This window comes from Vibrio sp. A1-b2 (assembly GCF_021726015.1).
In the GTDB taxonomy this organism is placed as follows: domain Bacteria; phylum Pseudomonadota; class Gammaproteobacteria; order Enterobacterales; family Vibrionaceae; genus Vibrio; species Vibrio diazotrophicus.
On record NZ_JAKKCI010000002.1, the window covers coordinates 489,477 to 510,465 of the forward strand.

Here is a 20,989-nt window from a genome sequence, read left to right on the forward strand (position 1 = left end):
CACCCATGTTACGCGTTTTATATTTAGTCATTATCGCTGTCTGTGTCTTACCGACCATTCCGGGGTTACTCGGCGTGGTCGTGTCGGCGTTTGGCTATATTCCAGCGATTGGTTTGTCTGCCTTTTCTTTCGCTGGCTTTGCTGAGGTGTTTGACTGGCACGGCGTCTGGCTATCGCTAGGTTTAACTCTTGGTTCGGCCGTGGTGAGTAGTTACTTAGCCTGCCTGATAACCTTTGCCATTCTTCAATCGTGCTGGAATACGAAACTTTGGCGCAAAATTGAAGTTTCGCTCTCACCTCTATTGGCAATGCCCCATGTGGCATTTGCCATTGGTTTTGCTTTCCTTTTTGCTCCCACAGGCATGGGAGCTCGCGTTGTGTATGAGATGTTCGGTTACGACCTCAATAATACGGATGTCGATAGCTTAGCTCTGCTAGTCAAAGACCCGTATGCGTTAGGTTTAACCTTAATGCTGACATTGAAAGAAGTGCCTTTTTTGCTGCTGATGAGCATTCCTATTCTTCAACAGTTAAAAGTCGATCAAATCGAAAAAATCAGCCATTCGCTCGGTTACAGTTCAACTCAATGTTGGTGGAAAGCAATACTTCCTCAATGGCTAGCAAAGCTTCGCTTCCCAATGTTTGCGGTTATCGCCTACAGCGTATCCGTTGTGGATGTCGCGTTGATTATTGGCCCAACCAACCCACCAACCTTCTCCGTATTAGTATGGCAATGGTTTAGCGACCCTGATCTGACCTTACTTCCCCGAGCAGCCGCTGGCGCGGTGATTTTGTTCCTTGTTGCCAGTTTGCTGCTTGGATTTACACGCTTAGTGGAATGGGTAGCAACCAAAGGATATAAACATTGGCAATTTTCGGGAAGAACAGGATTACCCTTACCCGGCAAAGCGCTGTTTTATGTCACCACAACACTGGCGATTGTGATGATTCCTTTGATGATCATCTGGAGCTTCGCGCAACGCTGGCGTTTTCCTGATCTCCTGCCAAGCCAGTACACGGCTCGTTTCTGGCAATATGAATCACAAGGTATTGCGGATACATTGACTCAAAGCATCTTCATCGCAATCGTAAGCGCCACCATTGCGCTTATTCTTGCGCTCATCGCCCATGAGTACCGTTTGCGTTATCGAATTCAGCTACCCAGCTACATCATCGCCATTCCGATGTTGATTCCTCAGTTATCTATTCTGTTTGGCATTCAAATCGCCACGTTGTACATCAATAGCGAGCTATATCTGTTTTGGGTTTGCTGGGCGCATATTTTCTTTGCTTTTCCCTATGTTTATTTATCGCTTGATGGGCCATGGCGCAGCTTTGATAATGGCTTAACGAGAATTGCACTGAGCCTAGGGAAAACACCCGTTCAGGCTTGGCTTGGCGTTAAACTGCCACTTCTGCTACCTGCAGTAACCTTCGCTTGGGCTGTTGGTGTAAGTGTCAGCTTGGCTCAGTATCTACCGACTTTAATCCTCGGAGCTGGGCGAATCAGTACGGTAACCACAGAAGCGGTTGCGCTTTCTAGTGGGTTGGACCGCCGCGTTTCAGCCATCTATGCCATTTGCCAAGCATTGCTGCCGTTATTGTTTTTCTCATTTTCCATTTTACTTAGCCGCACGCACGGCAAGTATCGTAGGTTGTCTATTAAAGGTTTACTGACCAATGAGTCTTTGTCTCGAAAACCTCGCCATCCGTAAAAAAGATGGTGACGCTTTGTTTACTGCATTTAACCTGACCGTTGAGAAAGGTGAAATCGTTACCCTTATGGGTCCAAGCGGATGCGGTAAATCCACTCTGCTTGATGCTATTGCCGGTCATTTATCACAAGAGTTCCAGTACACAGGCAGCATAAAGCTTGATGGTACACTGTTGGATGGACAACCTGCACATAAGCGTCAGGTTGGCATCTTGTTTCAAGACGACCTGCTTTTTCCTCATTTAACCGTTTGGGAGAATTTAGCCTTTGCTCTACCGGATTCCATCAAAGGAACACAACGAAAAGAGCAAGCGATAACAGCATTAAAAGAGATATCTCTGATGTCACTGGCAGACTCTTTTCCAGACCAAATATCCGGAGGTCAGCGTGCACGGATAGCACTCACACGCATGTTGCTTGCCAAACCAAAAGTTGCTCTGCTTGATGAACCCTACAGCAAGCTGGATAAAGACCTGCGCCAGCAATTTAGAACGCAGGTAGAAGACCAACTCAAGGAAGCGAATATTCCGGCACTCATGGTGACTCATGATGAAGAAGATGTTCCGCAGGGTAGTCGCTGCATCACATGGCCTTGGGAGGACAGTTATGCTCGATAGATTCAGTATCAAAGCCATTCGCTGGCCATTAGCGCAAAGCGCAAAACTGTTAGACAGCATAGGGATTACGGCGAACCAAACGACTCTGTTTGGTTTTGCTCTTGGCTTTCTTGCTCTGCCTGCACTGGCGTTAGAGCAGTATTACTTAGCACTGGTGCTTATCTGTTTAAATCGCCTATGCGACGGACTAGACGGCGCGTTAGCGCGTATTCAAGGCATTAGCGATGCTGGCGGTTTTCTCGACATCTGCTTAGACTTTCTGTTCTACTCTCTGATTCCGTTTGGTTTCGTACTTGCTAACCCAGAACAAAATGCCATTGCTGGTGCATTTTTGATCTTCTCTTTTGTCGGAACTGGCTCTAGCTTTCTAGCGTTTGCCATCATGGCAAGCAAACAGGGAATCGACAATCCGGTATATAAGAATAAGTCACTTTACTACATGAGCGGGCTAACTGAAGGCACAGAAACCATCTTCTGCTTTATCGCTTTTTGCCTTTTCCCTCAACACTTCTCCATCATCGCCTACGCGTTTGGTGCGGCATGCTGGTTTACTACGTTCACCCGCATTTATTCAGGGTTTCATACGCTGTTAAATAAGTCGTGAACTGAGTAGCATTCTAGAAAGTGGAAGCCAAAAAAAAACCCTAGCGTCCAAATTGGCCTAGGGTTAGATAAAGACATCTAAACTCAACACAAACTGTTTAAGATTTAAATCCCGCCATTGTCATCAGGAAGCGGAACCCCATAGAAACAATTCCAAGTGCAATAACACTCGCTGTCCAGATACCGATCATCCAGACCCATTGTTCTATTCCTCGTTTAATATTCATAAGTTGCCCTCAAATATTCACTTAGTGGTAGAATTCACCTTCTTTTACCTTTCCAGAAAATACGTAGTAGCTCCAGAATGTGTAGGCAAGAATCACAGGCAAAATCAGCACGGCACCAAACAACATAAAGCTCTGGCTAATTTCAGGAGATGCCGCATCCCAAATAGAAATGCTAGGAGGAACAATATTTGGCCAGATACTGATCCCCAGCCCTGCAAACCCAAGAATCACGATGATTAACGCCATAATAAACGGGCTGCGCTCTCTGCGTTTTTTCAACGAATTAGTAATTTTCAAACACGCCAGAGTGGTAATCACAGGCACAGGAAGTAAGTAGTACAAGTTAGGAATCGAAAACCAACGTTCAGCTACAAATGGGAATGCAAGTGGCGTCCATGCGCTAATAATGATCAGCGCAGCGACCATGATAAGCAGTGTCTTATTGGCAAAGCGAAACATGCTTTGTTGCAGCTCACCCTCGGTTTTCATAATCAACCAAGTGCTACCCAACAAGGCGTATGTCGCGATGAGTGCGAAGCCACAAAACAGTGGGAACGGTGCTATCCAATCTAATTGCCCGCCAACAAACGTTCGGTTTTCGACGTTAAAACCTTGAATGACAGCTCCCACAACAATCCCTTGGAAAAACGTTGTAAAGATAGAGCCGAGCATAAATGAACGGTCCCAAAACTTAAGATGGTTCTCCAAAGCTTTAAAACGAAACTCAAATGCAACGCCACGGAAGATCAAAGCAACGAGCATGAGTGTCAGTGGAACGGTTAACGCTTCGATGATCACCGAGTAAGCCAATGGAAATGCGCCAAAAAGCGCAGCGCCACCAAGAACAATCCACGTTTCGTTACCATCCCACACAGGCGCGACGGTATTGACCATTACATCTTTATGTTTTTCATTTTTGATGAACGGCATCAGGATACCAATGCCTAAATCAAAGCCATCCATCACAATGTACATCAGCGTGGCAAACACGATGATCGCAAACCAAATCACGGATAAGTCAAAATGCATATCTATTACCTTCGTTGTAATCTTGTGACGTTAAATACGGCCAGAAATAGTGTTCATTTCGTGTGCTTCATGATCGACGGCATCAGGGCCTTGCTTGATTTGTCTGATCATGTAGTAGTAACCGAAACCAAACACCGAGCTGTAAACCACAAAGAAACAAATTAAGCTGATGCTCATTTGCAGATCTCCATGTGCAGAGACGGCATCGCGAGTTCTCTGTAATCCGTATACCACCCAAGGCTGACGCCCCACTTCTGTGGTGAACCATCCGGCAAGAATGGCAATAAGTCCGGTAGGTCCCATTAATATTGAAAATTTAAGGTACCAACTTTGGGTATACAGTGAATTTTTACGCCGTAGCCATAGCCCATAGAAACCCTGAAGAATCATAAGTATGCCAAGGGCTACCATAATTCTGAACGACCAGAAAACCACCAAAGAATTTGGGCGTTCATCTTTTGGGAAATCTTTAAGTGCAGGAATCGGCTCTGTCAGACTATGACGAAGAATCAAGCTGCCCAATACTGGGATCTCTAACGCGTAATTGGTTCTCTCTTCTTCCATATTTGGCATGCCAAACAGAATTAGTGGTGTCGGTTCACCATCTTCGTTTGACCAATGCCCTTCAATCGCTGCGATTTTAGCGGGTTGATACTCTAAGGTATTTAAACCGTGCGCATCGCCGACAGCCGCTTGAATAGGCGCAACAATCAACAGCATCCACAGCGCCATGGAGAACATTTTTTTCACTGCAGAACTGCGATTACCTTTCAGTAAGTGCCAAGCTGCTGATGAACCAACGAACAAAGCCGTGCTCAGAAATGCCGCGATTCCCATATGCACAAGTCGGTAAGGGAATGAAGGGTTGAATATGACCGCAAACCAATCGACAGGGACAATGCGTCCGTCCACGATTTCATAGCCTTGAGGTGTTTGCATCCAACTGTTTGAAGCAAGGATCCAGAACGTAGAGATGATTGTCCCCAACGCCACCATGGATGTGGCAAAGAAGTGCAGTTTTTCTCCAACACGATTCCAACCAAAAAGCATCACGCCAAGAAAGCCCGCTTCAAGGAAGAAAGCGGTTAAGACTTCATAAGTCAACAACGGCCCAGTGATGCTTCCAGCGAAGTCAGAGAAGCCACTCCAGTTAGTCCCAAACTGGTATGCCATTACCAAGCCAGACACAACACCCATACCAAAGTTGACTGCAAAAATTTTGGACCAAAAATGATAAAGCGTTTTGTAATCAGGATTGCGAGTTTTGAGCCATAATCCTTCAAGTACAGCCAGATAGGTTGCTAAACCTATAGTGATGGCAGGGAAAATAATGTGGAAGGATACAGTAAAGGCAAACTGTATCCTTGCCAGCATAAAGGCGTCGAGACCAAACATAAACTTCCTTTGAGCTTAATAAGTATTTATGGAAGTGATAATAAAGGCTCAAGCCAAGAGGCAGTAGATACAAAAAAGAACGACTATTGTATAACAGATTTATTTAATAAGTGTTATTGTTTAGCCGTTGTTAATCGTTAAATCGGGGGCTAATTTGGCTAAGTATCAGAATTTAGTAGATCAACTCAAACGACAGATTCAGTCTGGGATCTGGAACCCCGGCGATAAACTGCCTTCACTAAGAAAACAGTCTGAACACTCAGGAATGAGTTTAATGACCGTTTTACACGCATACCAACTGTTGGAGTCACAAGGCTGGATTACGTCTCAAGCTCGCTCTGGGTATAAAGTCGCGCCTCGTTTTAAAAAGCAACAACAGGTTCAGGTGGCAGTCTCCAGAACTGAGAATGTCGATGTGAACGAGTTTATATTCGAGATTCTTCAGGCCGGAAAAAACCCATTGATGGTTAATTTCGGTTTTGCTTACCCTAGTCCAGATTTATATCCACGCTATCACATCAATCGGGCGCTAGCTGCGGCCGCTCGCAACATGCCTATTTCGAGTGCATTTAACAACCTCCCGCCCGGTAATGAGCAATTGCGCTCAATCATTGCCAAGCGTTACACCACTAGGGGAATTGAAATATCACCGGATGAAATCGTCATTACGGCTGGTGCATTGGAAGCCTTAAACTTGAGTTTACAGGCTTGTACCAAACCGGGCGATTGCGTAGTGGTAGAGTCGCCGACATTTTATGGCGCCTTACAATCATTACAACGTCTTGGCCTAAAAGCACTTTCCGTGCGCACAGACCCCACAACTGGTATTGATATCGATTCGTTGGAACGAGCCTTACAAACTCATGATGTTAAAGCGTGCTGGCTGATGTCCAATCATCAGAATCCACTCGGCTTTACATTGTCAGATGAAAAGAAAAAGCAAATTGTAGAGCTGTTGCAACGCTACAACGTCGCGTTAATTGAAGATGATGTGTATAGCGAATTATATGAAGGAAATGAGCCTGTTAGCTCAATGAAAATGTATGACCAATCTGGAAACATTATGTTGTGTTCTTCGTTCTCCAAATCTCTGGTAGCTGGTCTGCGTATTGGCTGGGTGGTTGCAGGAAAGAGATCTTTCGACATTCAGAAATTACAACTCATGAGTACCTTAGCAACCAGTGCCCCAATACAAATGGCTCTGGTTCACTATTTAACCAGCCGTAATTATGAATCGCATCTCAAGCAATTACGTAAAAAACTCCATGAACGTAAAAGCAAAATGGCGGATTTTCTTAGCACACTGCTACCCAAGAGTGTGACAGTATTAAACCAAAAAGGCGGATATTTTCTCTGGTTAGAACTGCCTAAAAATATTGATGCCATGCTGATATATCAAGACATGTTAAAAGCAAATGTCAGCATAGCTCCTGGTAAAATGTTTGATGTAACAGAGCAGTACAATCATTGTATTCGACTAAATGCATCGTTTGAGCTTGACCAGCAAAGAGCAGAGGCATTGACAACGTTATCTAACAGTATCATTCATCATATGAACGAATAATTTAACGAAATAAGAAAAATATTTTCAATTATGCATATACTCCATTTGGTGTATATGCTTTTTATTTTTTATTATTAAAAATTTTAAAAAAATCATTTATTTTCAAAAATAAAAACACTAATAAATAATATATAAAATCTGTTATATATAAAAATTCAAATCTGTATATTGATTTTTAATATAATCATTAGAATTAAACACCCTTCACAATTTTAATAATGCAAATTAATTATTTCTATTCTCCAATTAATTTCATATATACATTTATTAGCGAGTTAATAACCCCGAGATATGCAGCATGGATATTATTAAGCATAAGATTCTACTTAGAACTTCTATAGCGTTAGCTATGTTTCCAATGATTTCATTCGCTAATATGGATGTAGATTTGGCAAGCGACACTGTAAAAATTCTAAACGTCGATGGTAAGTCTTTTAAAGATTTAAATAAAAATGGAAAACTGGATTTATATGAAGACTGGCGTCTCACTCCAGAAGAGCGAGCTAGAAATCTAGTATCTTTAATGACTGTAGAGGAAAAAGCTGGGCTGATGATGCACGGTTCTGCTCCAAGCTCAGGAATTTTAGGACGCGGTTCGAGCTACGATCAAGAGAAGGCCAAGGCACTGATTGAAAACAATCATGTTTCCTATTTCATCACTCGACTTAAAGGGGATGTCCCTAGCCATTTGGCGGAACAAAACAACATACTACAGAAGATCGCAGAAGCGACTCGCTTAGGGATTCCAATTACGATTAGTTCAGACCCGCGAAACTCATTCCAGTATCTTGAGGGAGCCTCTATCGCTTCTGGGAAATTCAGTAAGTGGCCTGAAACGCTTGGTATCGCAGCAATTAACGATGAAGCGCTAACAGAAAAATACGCGAATGTAGTACGTCAAGAATACCGTGCAGTAGGTATAACAGAAGCTTTATCTCCTCAAGCAGATCTCGCTAGTGAACCTCGCTGGCCTCGTATTAGCGGTACTTTTGGCGAAGACCCTAAAGTGGTTGGCAACATGACGCGAAGCTATATCGCAGGCATGCAGTCTGGCTCGGAAGGTATCAATAAAGACAGTGTTATCACGATACTGAAACATTGGGTTGGATATGGCGCAGCAAAGGACGGATGGGATAGCCACAACTCATACGGAAAATTTGCAGATTTTACTTCAACGTCATTAGATACCCATATCGCGCCATTTGTAGAAGCATTTAAAGCTAGCCCGGGGGGCATCATGCCAACATATTCAATATTGCAGGGAGCCACACACAATGGCAAAGAAATCCCGCAAGTTGGCGGAGGCTATAGTCGCTACCTACTGCAAGACCTATTGCGAGATACCTATGGTTTCAAAGGCGTTATCTTGAGCGATTGGCTAATCACTAGAGACTGTGAAGAAGACTGTATCAACGGTTTTAAAGAAGGAGAGAAAGTACTTCCTAGGGGTATGCCTTGGGGTGTGGAAGATCTCTCAGTTGAAGATCGTTTTGTGAAAGCAATAGAAGCCGGCGTAGACCAGTTTGGCGGTGTTGTTGACTCAGACATAATCGTAAATGCTTTCAACAATAAAAAAATAACCGAAAGTCGTTTGGATGATTCAGTTCAACGTTTGTTGGAACAAAAATTCAAAGTCGGCTTGTTCGAAAACCCTTACGTCAATGCGAAAAAGGCAGATGATATCGTTGGTAACGAAGAGTTTTCTGCTTTAGCCAATGTTGCTCAATTTAAGTCACTGGTACTACTGAAAAACGACAAGATTCTACCAATCAAAACTGGCCTGAAAGTTTGGTTGCATGGTGTGAACAAAGAAGTTGCAGAGAAATCTGGTTTTAACGTTGTTGAGCAATTAGCAGAAGCAGATATTGCCCTTATAAGAGCAACGACACCTTTTGAAAGGCCTCACAATAATTATTACTTTGGTAAAAAACATAATGAAGGTGCACTAGATTTCAAACCTGATAACAAGGATTACTTAGCGATTAAAGAAGCGACGAAACATGTGCCAACTATTGTCACTATTTACCTCGATCGCCCTGCCATTATGACCAATGTGCTAGAAGATGCAGATGCGTTAATTGCCAACTTTGGTGTTAGTGACGAAGTATTATTTGAACGATTAACCTCGAATGAAAATTATACTGCCAAGACACCATTCGAACTTCCAAGAACTATGCAGTCTGTTTTATCACAAGACCCTGCTAAACCGCATGATTCTAATAACCCATTATTTAAAATAAATTATGGGCTGAGTCATTAACCCTTATATTTATTGAATATGTACACCTGAACATTTAAAAAAATGTTCTCTAAAAATAATAATCTCTAAACTAAATCCATCATTGTTCCCCCCGACAATGGTGGATTTACCTTTTTACAAAAAATAGCATCTAATTCCCTCTATTGTTTCACCGAACAATATAATACTTTCTATTTAATAACCCCGTTCTCCAGCGCTTTAAGCTAAGTCTCAGACCTCACTAGATTTCATTGTCTTCATAATAACTTCGTTGAATGGATGACGATTCGCACTTATCTGTATTCCGCATTTCTTCTTTAGCTTGCCACCTCTCTATGTTCAACCCCTTTCGAGAAACCATAAAATCATATGCTATTCGTCACATTGTTAGTCGAACGGTACCGAGTCAGGGCGCACAAAAACGCATAAAAACCACAACAAGAACAACTAATAGTTAGACACACTCAACATATATCTTTCACGCAGTTGTTATAGTGTAAACAATCATTAGAACAAATGATTATTAGACAAAGCATTGGAAGGGATGAAACCTATGAGTCTGACGTTAAAAACAAAGGTTTTGGTATCAACACTGATTGCTATAGCCATTACTGCTATCGCTTTGGTTATCGTGAGTTATCAATCCAGCAAAGAAGAAAGTTGGAAAAACATTTACAGTGAAAGTCACAACACACTAAAGGCATACAGCAGTGGCATTGGTGTTTGGTTTCATGACAAACAACTCGCTGTTGAAGGCATGAAAAAAGAAATTGAAGCTAACCCAGACGTAGATTTGGTTCCTCATCTGCGACAATTGATGACTTCCGGTGGATTTGGCCTCAGCTATTACGGCAACGAGCAAGGCGAAATGTTCAGGCAAGATCCTTCGCTCAATAAAGCGGGTTACGATCCTCGAGTTAGAGGTTGGTACAAATTGGCCATGCAGGAGAAAAAACCTGTTACCACAGACCCATACGTCAGCGTCACAATGAAAGCTTTAGTGGTAACACTCGCCTCCCCTGTTACTGTGAATGGCAAAATTATTGGTGTAGTGGGTTCTAACTTAGCGTTAGACAAGCTAGCGGAAGATGTTTTATCTATTTCGGTTCCAGGAAATGGCTATGCTTTCTTAGTGAACTCGAAAGGAAACATTGTTGCACACAACAACGCTGATCTGGTTTTAAAACCGATTGCAGATATTCACCCTGAACTGACATGGCAACAACTAAAGAGCTCTTCAGATAACCGCTCGCAATTCGAAATTCAATTAGACGACCGCGCAAAAGTCATTGCCAGCAAGGCAATAGAGAATACCGATTGGATGTTGGTTATGGTTTTAGACAAGAAAACCCTAGAAGAACCCATTCTTGCTACCTTGCTCAATCAGCTAATGATTGCCGCAGGTATTCTTATTGTTCTAGGTATAGTGGCTTCTACGGTTGTGTCCAAACAGCTTCAAGGACTCTCTCATATCACTTTAGCGCTAACTGACATCGCAGAAGGTAATGGCGACCTCACTCAAAGACTTGAAGTGAAGAGCAATGATGAAGTCGGAACCTTAGCAGAGAAATTTAACCAGTTTGTCGGCAGCTTACATACCATCATGGTAAATGTTCGCGATATCACCTTATCCATCAACCAAAATGCTGATCTATCTGCGAAATCTGCATCAACTCGTAGTTCACGAGTCAGTATGCAGCAAGACGAAATCACTATGGTTGCAACGGCAGTAACAGAGATGGCTGCGGCAACCGCTGAAATTGCCAATAACGCAGAGAATACCGCGAAAAGCGCCAATGAGTCGGTAACACTTGGGCAAGCGGGTTATGAACAGATGCAAAAAAGCATTGATTCAATTAACCAGTTGGCGTCAGAGCTCAACAGTTCCACCAAAATCATTGGTGAACTAGAGAATCACACTCAAGAAATCTCAACGATTCTCTCCACCATCCGCTCGATCGCAGAACAAACTAACCTGCTTGCTCTTAATGCGGCGATAGAAGCGGCACGAGCAGGAGAACATGGACGAGGCTTTGCTGTGGTTGCTGATGAAGTACGCGTGTTGTCGCAAAGAACGCATCAGTCAACAGAAGAAATCCAATCAAAAATTGAAGGATTACAGAAAGTGACAGGAGAAGCGGTATCAGCAATGACTCATAGCCACTCGTTAGTGACAACCAGCGTTGATGATGTTCAGCATATGGGTGATCAGCTCCAACAAATTAGCCAAGCAATAAGCATAATCAGCGATATGGCGACACAAATAGCTTCTGCCGCAGAAGAGCAATCGCTCGTTACCTCTGAAATCAACACAAATACAGAGTCTGTTCGTGAGCTCAGTAACGGACTAGCACAAGACGCAGCAGAAGGTGAAAACGAAGCCCATACGCTTCGTGACTTGGTTGTTCAGCTAGAAAAACAAATAGGACGCTTTAAGATCTAACCCCGAAAGCCAAAGCGCACAATAGGATATTGGTTTCTTTTGTGCGCTTTATTCATGACTAGAATCGTTCCAACAGCGAATGAAGTTGAGTGCCTCTTTACTCACAGGAGGATGTATTTTACTCAGTCAAACGTAATATCAGTTTTCCATCTTCAACAGAAACGTTAGATGTTCTAAAAGTCGAAGCATTTTGTTCAAAAGTCCAGTTCGCCGTTCCCCAGCGGTTTGTATCTAGAAAATTACTATCAAAATCATCACGCCACGACAACGCGAAGTTCTGAGTCGATTGGTCATATTGATGATATTCAATCCAGTCGACCTCTTGCTGTAGTGGTAGGCTGTTTAAGTTAAATTCTCCAGCCCAAGCGACCGACTTAGAAACCCAAATATTCATTCTATAAGTCTGAGGGGTATTGATGAGGTCCCTAACTTGCTGAGAATTAGCGGCGAGTTCCTGATGAATTTGAACGCCATCCACTAGCCAGGTCACCTCATTTGGCGTCCAAATTAAGGTGTATTCATGAAAGCTTTCTATATCATTAATTTTAAAGGTATTTTCAGATTGAATTTGCGAATCAGAAGTACCTGTAATAATGTTGGTTTGTAAAAAGTCTTTCGACTTTCCGATAGATTCAATATCGATTTCGCGCCAAGGTATACCACCAGCCCAAGAATCATTATCGTATAGAAAAAAAGAAGAAATCACCCCAGGTTTCGAGACCATTTTCATCCGAATAATAAACTTTCCGTATAGTACTTTATCACTGTCGAACCCATAGACCTCAGCACCGAATACAGAGCGCGCGGGTGTATTTACTGAGGTTTTAGCATCACTAGTATAAGTATTTTCGGTATTTCCACTATCGCCGCCATTACATGCGGTTACAACAACAGAGATACCAACAGCTATTATGAGTCTTAATATAAAAATCATATATATCCCAAGATTGCGAATAAAAGGGTAAAAAATAAAAATCAATAACTAACATTTAAATGAAAAGAGCCAATTCAATATTGGCTCTATTATGATTTAAAGCTTAATGCAGTCTGAAGCACCCGATATATTCTTCGTGTTAATGAAGGCTATATTAGTAAATGAAAACTCTAGCCCTACCATCGAATCCCACTGTCCAGATAAATAAACAGCTTTTTTAGTTGAATTTAAATAAGTATCACTTGGCGCTAGGCTGCTTACAGGCAGATTACAGCGATACCAACTACTATCTGCTGGAACAAGAGAATTATCTACAGCGTAGAAATTGGCATCGTTAGAAGTAGCTCCTTCCATTTTTACCTGTAGATTTGGCGAACTCCCATAATTATCGACTTTAAGATCAATGGTCATATAACTAGCCGCATAGAAACTAGAAAAATCCCTTTCATTTCCAGTACCCGCTTCGAAGAATATGCCTCCATTAACCGGTAAGGATAAATGGACGACTTGCCCACTTTCGGTTTTCGTACTTGAACCTGATACTACAAAATCTCCCAATGTGTATTTATCACTAATATCAGTTGCTAAAGATTTATCACCCGTGTAGTAAACACTAAGATCCCCAGCAGCTAACGCAGCAGGGTTATTGACACTAGCGCTACTGGTACACGAAGTTGCATCAACAACTGGCGTGAATTCTGATTTTTCTTTGTAAGCAATATCGGTAATTTCATAACTGTAAGCTTTGCTTGATTCCATAAAGAACGGTGTAGCGACACTATCTAATGAAAAGTCATTCATACCGGAGCCAGGCTTCATACATTTGATAGGTATCGAGATACCTTCCCAATCATTGGTAAAGTTGACATATCCATTCAGTGAGAACACCTTACGATTAGGCCAACCATTATCAATAGCAACGGTTAGATCATCCGGAACCGCACTTTTAGAACGAATGTTAAATTCCAAGTAACCAGACTCAAAACTAGAAAAGTCTTCTTTTTGCTCTCCTGCTTGCAACATCAAAGAACCCGATGCAACGCCTTTAATCTCTACATCTATCGTATCGTTGGTGCCATTATTATTAATCAGACCTGCATTGATATCCGATGAACTCACGTATGCATCGGTAACAACCGTACTGGCATAACCGTCGGTTGCAGATAAAATCAATGCCTTATAGACACTATCAACAGCCTTAACACCAAATAAGTTAAACACTCTTCCGGTCGAATCGGAAGAACCGACACCAGAATCAGAAGAGGAAGGCTTTTGCTCTTCACCACATCCGGCGAGTAAAAATGGAAGCATTGCGATAGCAATCAGTTTTTTATTTAGGTTACTCATCTTCACGCTCATATTGTTATCAAATGAAACAGTGAGTAATCAATACTTTCATAAGCATTGTCATTACTCGTTAATTTTTTATAAAAATTTACTAACTAAAAACACGGTCGATGATTATTTATGGATTAATAAAAAACACTTCCACAATAAAACACGCTTTAACCATTAATAGGTAAAAGAACTTCCTTTTGTGAAATTTTATAGCGATATACTTGCATTAGTAATAAAAACTAAAAATGCAATTATTTAAACTAGCCAATCCATGCCTAATCATTAAATCCTAATATCAAAACATCAGTATTACTTCTAATGCTGGACTCATTAGTCTTTTATATAAACTGAAAAATACAGAAGTGGAATTAATACTCCCTGCCCGATAGAAATCTCGTTGTCTCTATTCTTGATCTTTGGCTGATTTGTTGATAGAGACAAAACTCACACAGGCCATCTAACACGTGCAACAAATCTGAATCTTAAGCAGAATTAAACAAATAACTCATTGTTATAAAAATACATTAAATCTTCTTACTCAAGAAAAACCTCGTCTTGAACGTAAGAGAACTTCAGTATTAAACATCGAATTAGTGATCAACCTCTATTTTAAAACTGATGTTTTTTTGTAAAGATCAGTTTTAAAACCATCCAATATTTAAATTTTCTCTGGCGTAAGTGAACTATGCAATTCGTTAAATTTGAGTTTTTATTTTTTGAAATCATAATTACCCTTCCTCATTTAGGGAAAACAAAAAACGACATACTCATCATGGCTATTTTGACTAAGTGAACATTAATGAAGAAACCAACAATATATGACATTGCTCAACTAGCAGGGGTTTCAGTGAGTACTGTTTCTCGCTATAGCAATCGCAAAACATATATTTGTAAAGACAAGGTACGAGCCATCGAACAAGCTATGTTCGAGCTCAACTTTAAACCTAAAAACACAAAAATCAGCACAGAAAAAATTAGGAGCATGAAAATAGGCGTAGTTATTCCAACATTCGATAACTCGTATTTTTCGTGCATCTTAAACGGCATGAATCACTGGGCACAAAATAGCGCTTATAGTTTGAGAGTTGAAAGCTCCAACTTTTCTAAAGTCCGCGAGCAAAAAATAATTAAACAGATGATGGACATAGGCGTTGATGCTTTGGTTCTCATCGTCAACTTATCTTCAGAAGAGGAAATCAAACAGCAAGTTAGAGACGTGCCAGTCCTCGTTGTTGCCGGTAATAACTTAGGTTCTCTTCCAAGCCTAAAATTCGATAATGTTATTGCGGGTAGTATTGCCACCAACCATTTGATTCAACTTGGGCATACAAAAATTGTTCATGCTCATGGTCGTTTGGATGAAGGGCCTGATGCCGGTGACCGCTTAAAAGGTTACAAGAGAAGCTTACTTGAGGCAGGATTAAACATTAACGAGAATCTCATCATTGACGGTGGGTATTACTTCGAATACTCCTATAAAGCGATAGATGATCTAATAAGCAAAGGGATCGAGTTCACTGCGGTTTTTGCTGCAAATGACCTAAGTGCATATGGTGTTATTCAGGCTTTGAAAGAACATAAATTGGATGTACCAAACGATGTGTCTGTGATTGGGTTCGATGACTTATATACCTCCGCGATATCTATCCCATCACTTACAACCATTAAACAGCCTTTATATGAGATGGGAGAACTAGCGATGCAATATATTGTTGATTTGACCAGTATGAATGCTTCTATTCCTCACGTTCCTCCTGTTGAACTCATAAAAAGGGAGAGTACAGGACCAGTTAAGAGCTAAGATTCACCACAACAATCCCACATGTCTTCCATCGAGTGAAACGAAATAACGGCACCATCAAAAGTAAGACCTCACTTACCCGTGAGTTAACAACAAACTTCACACCCAAGGGTGAGGCGGAGCTTTAGATGTGCTGTCTCTGGTGACGAGTTTTAATTCCAACTCCCCAAAGTCAATGTCACGGCCAGCAATCAGGTCTAACATCGAAGTAATGGCCGATTTTCCCATATCGTGTAAAGGCTGACTTACCGTTGTGAGCTTGGGATAGAATGTTGAGGAGATTGGACAATCATCAAACCCTATTACTGATACTTGTTCCGGAACTTTTATTCCGTTTCTGAGCAGTGTTTGAATTGCACCTAAGGCGCTAAGGTCATTAGCAGCAAATACCGCCGTAAACGGCACCTTTCGATTAATTAAGCTTTGTATGGCTTGAGAAGAGAGAGACGCTCTATACCCTCCATTCAAAATCAGATTGTCATCAACATCGATATCCGCTGACTTCAAACTCGCTTTATAACCTTCCATCCGTCCTAGCGAGTCTCTGTTACCAATCTCGTTGCTATAAAGGTGTACTATTTTATGATGTCCAAGATGAATAAGGTAATCAGTCGCCATTCTTCCGCCCGAGACGTTATCCACCTTCAGACAAGGATAACTGCTATCCTCTGCACCAGCTAAAATCAAAACAGGTAGATCGCCGACTAAGCTACGAACCTCTTCTTCCATTAAGCTGCTCACCATCATGATAAGGCCATCTACACCTTGGCTAAGTACTTTTTGGATGACTCGCTTTTCCTGTTCCTTTTGCCAATGAGTCGTCTCTATCAAAAGCCGATATGCGCTGTTCTGTATTGCTGAATCCATACCCGCTAGAACCATACTGATGAAAGAACTATCGAAAGTGGGAATCACTAATCCAATCAATTTTTCTTTATGCTTTTGAACGTTCTTAGAAGCTTTTGAGATAAAGCCTAAGCTATCAATTGCTTCTTCAATAGCAATAATTTTATCTTCAGCAAGATAAGCACTTCTGTTGAAATATCTCGACACTGTACTTACTGAGACGTTAGCTAGTTTCGCAACATCGGTTGCTGTTGGCTTTTTCATAGCAGAGATTTACACCGTAAATTTTTAGATGGCCGGATTCACTATAGGCTACTTAGATTAGTGAAATGTAAAACAAAACAATAGTAACTTTGTTCAAGTTTTATACTTTTGGCGTCGGCGTATCACGTATATCAGAAAAGAAGCAACGACTTAAACCTGCAGAATTGTTGAAGACCCACAAACATATCTCGACGACATCACTCGTCTCGGTCTGATGCCCCAAATGACAGTGATACCAGTAAACAGCTGCAATCATTACCACTAATCTGACGACTCAAGGGAACGTCGTTTGTAAGAAGCAATGTCTCATATTTGAATCATCACTATAAGTTATGCACAAAAAATTCAGCAAGAGCTCAAATTTCGACCAAGTAGGTATGTCAATTTCTATCCAGATAAGGGGCGAATCTCGAAAAATGTCTATTGCATCAGTGAAATAGTATCAGCTTGAGTTGACTGCAAGATCACACAATCATGCCAAACCGATTGCTATGATACCGGTTACATTCATCAACTAAAATGGATATATCATGCTAAAGCCTATACTCACTCTAACCATTTCCTTCCTAGCAGTAACTCCGGCACTGGCTGACTGGAATTCGGCTGTCTATAACGACGGAACATTTGACCTTCCGTACCAAATTTATTCTCCAAAACAAACAGGAACAAAGCTACCTTTAATCATCCACTTACACGGTAGTGGGGAAGCAGGAACAGATAACCAAGCACAGATGTATCAAAGCACAAACTTTGGACCTCAATATTTCGCGAGCGAGACCAATCAGGCAATTCAAGCCGCTTTCGTTCTTGCTCCACAGACACCGAAACCTATGCGCTGGGCTAGCACAACGTTAGATCATTATGACTATACGCAGACGCCATCAACTCCATCTATGACTGCGCTACTGCATCTTATTGATGAGATGATAAAGAACAATCCAGATATTGATGCAAACCGAATTTACATGACAGGGTTATCTCGTGGCGGGCAAGGTGTATGGAATGCAATGATTCAAAGACCAGAACTGTTTGCGGCAGCTCTACCTATCGCAGGGAGCGCAGATCCAAAACAAGCTGATAAAATCAAACATATACCAACATGGGTATTCCACGGCAGTAATGATGAAGTGACTAGTGTTGAATACTCACGAGAGATGGTTGATGCCATCATCAGAGCAGGAGGTTCGACCGCCAAAATTCGTTATACAGAAATTGAAAACGGTGGTCATGATTCATCGTGGCAGACTGCGTTTAGCAACTCTGACGTGTATAAGTGGATGGTTAAAAATCACAAATAACAACAGGTTTGGTTTGTCTCTTCCTAATTAATCAAGATCTTAACTAATTAGCCACCTTCTCCGGTGGCAAATTAGTTACACAACGAACAACACCTCATGAACTGCTCGCAGCCATAAAGTAAATCGTAGCGTTAGTACAAATGCAGCCTCGGCTTTCTCAAGTATCTCAAGCTCCTATACGGCAATGCGCATAATTCCTATCTCCCGTCTCTAGCTGCTGTTTATGAATTTTCATCAAGCCTTTGAGGTTAATTAATAGCATCGGCAACACAATCAAAGCGAATATGACATTTGACAACGGAACAGCTAACCATATGCCGTTGATGCCTAAATACTTAGGCAAGATATATAGGAATGGAAGCTGAACCAACATATTGCCTACAGAAACAAAAAGCGCTTGCCCACTCTTACCAACAGCAATGAAGTAAATAGAAGCCATGAATAGGAAACCATCTATAAATAGTGCCATTAAATGAAGACGGATTCCGTTTTTACTTGCTTCCAGCAAGGTTTCATTACCTGAGATAAAAATGCCAATAAATACTTCTGGTACAAGATTCAGTAATAGCACTAAAGCTATACCCGCTCCCACCGTAACAGAAAATGCCAGTTTTACGGTGTCGATAATACGTTTATATTGCTTGGCTCCTAAGTAGTAACTCACTGGTGGCTGTAAGCCACTCACCAGCCCTTCAGCAACAAAGTAATAACAGCTCGCTATATAGCCGACAATCGCAAATGCGGCTAACTGCGTGGTATCCCCATAAGCTAAAAACTGCATATTATGGAACGCCATAATGAAGCCGAAATAGATAAACATCACCAAGTTTGATGTACCTAACTGCAAGATCCGAATAGCGATATCTTTATCAAACTGTTTCACCGTCAGCTTGGTTTTAGCTTTTGACGACATAAAATAACGTAAGCACAAAACACACGTGGTTAGTTGAGCTATCAAGGTTGCAATCGCTGCTCCTTTTAATCCCATTTCCAGAGGTCCTAAGAACACGTAGTCCAAGACTATATTCGTCAAAGCACCAACGATAATGAACAACGTAGCAAAGTTTGGGCTGTCGTCATTTCTCACCAGCATTGGCATAGCACTAGCACCAATCGAAATTAGCGCACCAAATGACATTGTCTGCACATAGCTCCAGCTCATTTCCATGGTGACACCACTAGCGCCTTGCATACGCAGTAAGCTCTGACCAAAAGTAATAAACGCTGCTGTGGCAAATAGGCCGATTAAGATGATCAGAAAAAGTGCCGTTATAAGCGTTGATTGAGTCGCAGGTAGATCATTCTCACCACGATATCTAGACAATTCGCTTCCACCACCCATCCCCACCAGCAGACCAAATCCCATAATCAAACCTAACAATGGGATTGCCATATTTATGCTTGCAAGTCCGTTTGAACCGACATAGTGACCAACAAAGAAGCCATCAATAATCTGATATAACCCACTGACGAGCATCGCTAGTATCGAAGGTATGGCAAAGCGCCAAAATACTCTTGCTACAGACTGTGAATAGGACGTTGGTGTTGTTGCTTGCATGATCTAATACCCTTAGCGTATGAACACAGGCATAATATACAAATTAAAGATACTAAAAAGTTAATTACCATCCGGTAAACGGATGGGTTGATATGATTAACTTGCGACTAGAACTACCGTGTCAGGAGATTGAAATGAACTGGACACTAGACCAACTACTGGCTTTTGTTACAGCTGCCGAACTCGGTTCTTTTTCTGCGGCCGCGAGACAGCTGCACAAAGCACAATCTCGTATCAGTAGTGCTGTTGCAAACTTAGAGCTCGACTTAGGTTTTGAATTATTCGATCGCAGCTCAAAATATCCTGTGCTGACACCTTTGGGTAAAGAAATGCTTCCTGAAGCACGAGCCGTACTTAACCAATGTCTTCGTTTAAATTCTAGAGCACTGGCGGCTGCAAATAGCGACCCCATATCACTACGCATCGCAATCGACGAAGCATTGCCATTGGAAACTATTCACTCAATTTTTTCTCAAGTTGGTGACTTATTTCCTAGTACGCATTTGGTTATTACCAATGGCTCGCAAGATGACATTGCCATGGCTATTGCAAATCAAAAAGCTGACATAGGTTTTATGATTAGCAATAACATGTTGCCACCCAAGTTAACCTTACAGTCTTTAGGACATTTTAAAAAAATATTGATTGTCGGTAATCAGCATCCACTTGCCCAAAAAGAGGTATTGAGCCTCGCACAACTCCAGCAATACCGGCAATTGGTGCTTTGTAACCGTTCCGGCGAAAGTCGAGAAAATGCACTTAGCCCCAATCATTGGGTTATCGATAGTTATTACTTAATTTGCGAGCTGGTAACACAAAATCAGGGGTGGGCAATCGTGCCGGAACATATAGCTAGCGCACAGTGGTTCACTGAACAATTAAAAGCTGTAAAAACGGACTTTTTAAGCGACATCTTAGTTGAAATAGGCATAGTCAAACGGCTAGACAGCCCAAGCAGTGAAATCACTGAATGGATAACAGAACAAATGCGCCACTTAATCAACAGTCATTCGGTTTAATACTGTTACAAATGTGAGAGTTGCGGTAACTCCAGGTGATTCACTACCGAGTACAATCACTCACTATCGAATGGTGAAAAACCACCTTACAAAAAGGTGG

The 20,989-nt window shown here is 41.6% G+C and carries 16 protein-coding genes; 9 read left to right on the top strand and 7 right to left on the bottom strand.

Features of this window, described 5'->3' with window-relative positions; genetic code table 11:
* The first annotated feature begins 5 nt into the window (after positions 1 to 5).
* From L3V23_RS07000 to L3V23_RS07010, 3 genes are read left to right on the top strand one after another with little or no spacing between them, the layout of a single operon-like run.
* Complete coding sequence (locus L3V23_RS07000) at positions 6 to 1,715, top strand: ABC transporter permease (protein WP_237292127.1); 1,710 nt, start codon at positions 6 to 8, stop codon at positions 1,713 to 1,715.
* The gene (locus tag L3V23_RS07005) at positions 1,681 to 2,331 is read left to right on the top strand and encodes an ATP-binding cassette domain-containing protein (RefSeq protein WP_237292128.1); all 651 of its coding nucleotides are present in this window, start codon (positions 1,681 to 1,683) and stop codon (positions 2,329 to 2,331) included. The genes L3V23_RS07000 and L3V23_RS07005 overlap by 35 nt, the downstream gene beginning before the upstream one ends.
* Positions 2,321 to 2,935, top strand: a complete 615-nt coding sequence (locus L3V23_RS07010) for a CDP-alcohol phosphatidyltransferase family protein (protein ID WP_102953447.1) — start codon at positions 2,321 to 2,323, stop codon at positions 2,933 to 2,935. The genes L3V23_RS07005 and L3V23_RS07010 overlap by 11 nt, the downstream gene beginning before the upstream one ends.
* Positions 2,936 to 3,032: 97 nt before the next feature.
* Here L3V23_RS07010 and L3V23_RS07015 read toward each other — a convergent pair whose 3' ends face one another.
* From L3V23_RS07015 to L3V23_RS07025, 3 genes are read right to left on the bottom strand one after another with little or no spacing between them, the layout of a single operon-like run.
* A complete protein-coding gene (locus L3V23_RS07015; protein WP_102953446.1) occupies positions 3,033 to 3,161 on the bottom strand; it encodes a DUF2474 domain-containing protein in 129 nt (42 codons plus the stop codon).
* A gap of 21 nt (positions 3,162 to 3,182) precedes the next feature.
* A complete protein-coding gene (cydB, locus tag L3V23_RS07020) occupies positions 3,183 to 4,190 on the bottom strand; it encodes a cytochrome d ubiquinol oxidase subunit II (RefSeq protein WP_237292129.1) in 1,008 nt (335 codons plus the stop codon).
* A gap of 30 nt (positions 4,191 to 4,220) precedes the next feature.
* Positions 4,221 to 5,585, bottom strand: a complete 1,365-nt coding sequence (locus L3V23_RS07025) for a cytochrome ubiquinol oxidase subunit I (RefSeq protein ID WP_102965689.1) — start codon at positions 5,583 to 5,585, stop codon at positions 4,221 to 4,223.
* Positions 5,586 to 5,739: 154 nt separating this feature from the next.
* Between L3V23_RS07025 and L3V23_RS07030 the strand changes: the two genes are divergently transcribed.
* The 3 genes from L3V23_RS07030 (at position 5,740) to L3V23_RS07040 (ending at position 11,831) form a co-directional block, all read left to right on the top strand.
* Entirely contained in the window at positions 5,740 to 7,149 is a 1,410-nt protein-coding gene (locus tag L3V23_RS07030) for a PLP-dependent aminotransferase family protein (protein WP_102965688.1), read from the top strand.
* A 349-nt stretch (positions 7,150 to 7,498) separates the two neighbouring features.
* Positions 7,499 to 9,409 carry a glycoside hydrolase family 3 N-terminal domain-containing protein gene (locus L3V23_RS07035; RefSeq protein ID WP_237292130.1) on the top strand — a complete coding sequence of 637 codons (1,911 nt, stop codon included), beginning with the start codon at positions 7,499 to 7,501 and terminating at the stop codon, positions 9,407 to 9,409.
* 532 nt (positions 9,410 to 9,941) lie between these two features.
* The gene (locus tag L3V23_RS07040) at positions 9,942 to 11,831 is read left to right on the top strand and encodes a methyl-accepting chemotaxis protein (RefSeq protein WP_102965687.1); all 1,890 of its coding nucleotides are present in this window, start codon (positions 9,942 to 9,944) and stop codon (positions 11,829 to 11,831) included.
* A 118-nt stretch (positions 11,832 to 11,949) separates the two neighbouring features.
* Here L3V23_RS07040 and L3V23_RS07045 read toward each other — a convergent pair whose 3' ends face one another.
* The gene (locus L3V23_RS07045; RefSeq protein WP_102965686.1) at positions 11,950 to 12,765 is read right to left on the bottom strand and encodes a family 16 glycosylhydrolase; all 816 of its coding nucleotides are present in this window, start codon (positions 12,763 to 12,765) and stop codon (positions 11,950 to 11,952) included.
* A gap of 96 nt (positions 12,766 to 12,861) precedes the next feature.
* Positions 12,862 to 14,112, bottom strand: coding sequence for a putative glycoside hydrolase (locus tag L3V23_RS07050; RefSeq protein ID WP_102965685.1), 1,251 nt, complete (start codon positions 14,110 to 14,112; stop codon positions 12,862 to 12,864).
* 790 nt (positions 14,113 to 14,902) lie between these two features.
* On the opposite strand from L3V23_RS07050, the gene L3V23_RS07055 reads away from it, so the two are divergent.
* On the top strand, positions 14,903 to 15,904 hold the full coding sequence (locus tag L3V23_RS07055; protein WP_102965684.1) for a substrate-binding domain-containing protein: 1,002 nt from the start codon (positions 14,903 to 14,905) through the stop codon (positions 15,902 to 15,904).
* 99 nt (positions 15,905 to 16,003) lie between these two features.
* Here L3V23_RS07055 and L3V23_RS07060 read toward each other — a convergent pair whose 3' ends face one another.
* Positions 16,004 to 17,014 (bottom strand): substrate-binding domain-containing protein, encoded by a 1,011-nt coding sequence (locus L3V23_RS07060; RefSeq protein WP_102965683.1) that lies wholly within the window; start codon positions 17,012 to 17,014, stop codon positions 16,004 to 16,006.
* Positions 17,015 to 17,544: 530 nt separating this feature from the next.
* Between L3V23_RS07060 and L3V23_RS07065 the strand changes: the two genes are divergently transcribed.
* Positions 17,545 to 18,312, top strand: coding sequence for a prolyl oligopeptidase family serine peptidase (locus L3V23_RS07065; RefSeq protein ID WP_102965682.1), 768 nt, complete (start codon positions 17,545 to 17,547; stop codon positions 18,310 to 18,312).
* Positions 18,313 to 18,478: 166 nt separating this feature from the next.
* Here L3V23_RS07065 and L3V23_RS07070 read toward each other — a convergent pair whose 3' ends face one another.
* Positions 18,479 to 19,870, bottom strand: a complete 1,392-nt coding sequence (locus L3V23_RS07070) for an MATE family efflux transporter (RefSeq protein WP_237292131.1) — start codon at positions 19,868 to 19,870, stop codon at positions 18,479 to 18,481.
* 134 nt (positions 19,871 to 20,004) lie between these two features.
* On the opposite strand from L3V23_RS07070, the gene L3V23_RS07075 reads away from it, so the two are divergent.
* Positions 20,005 to 20,889, top strand: a complete 885-nt coding sequence (locus L3V23_RS07075; protein ID WP_102953435.1) for a LysR family transcriptional regulator — start codon at positions 20,005 to 20,007, stop codon at positions 20,887 to 20,889.
* Positions 20,890 to 20,989 lie beyond the last annotated feature (100 nt).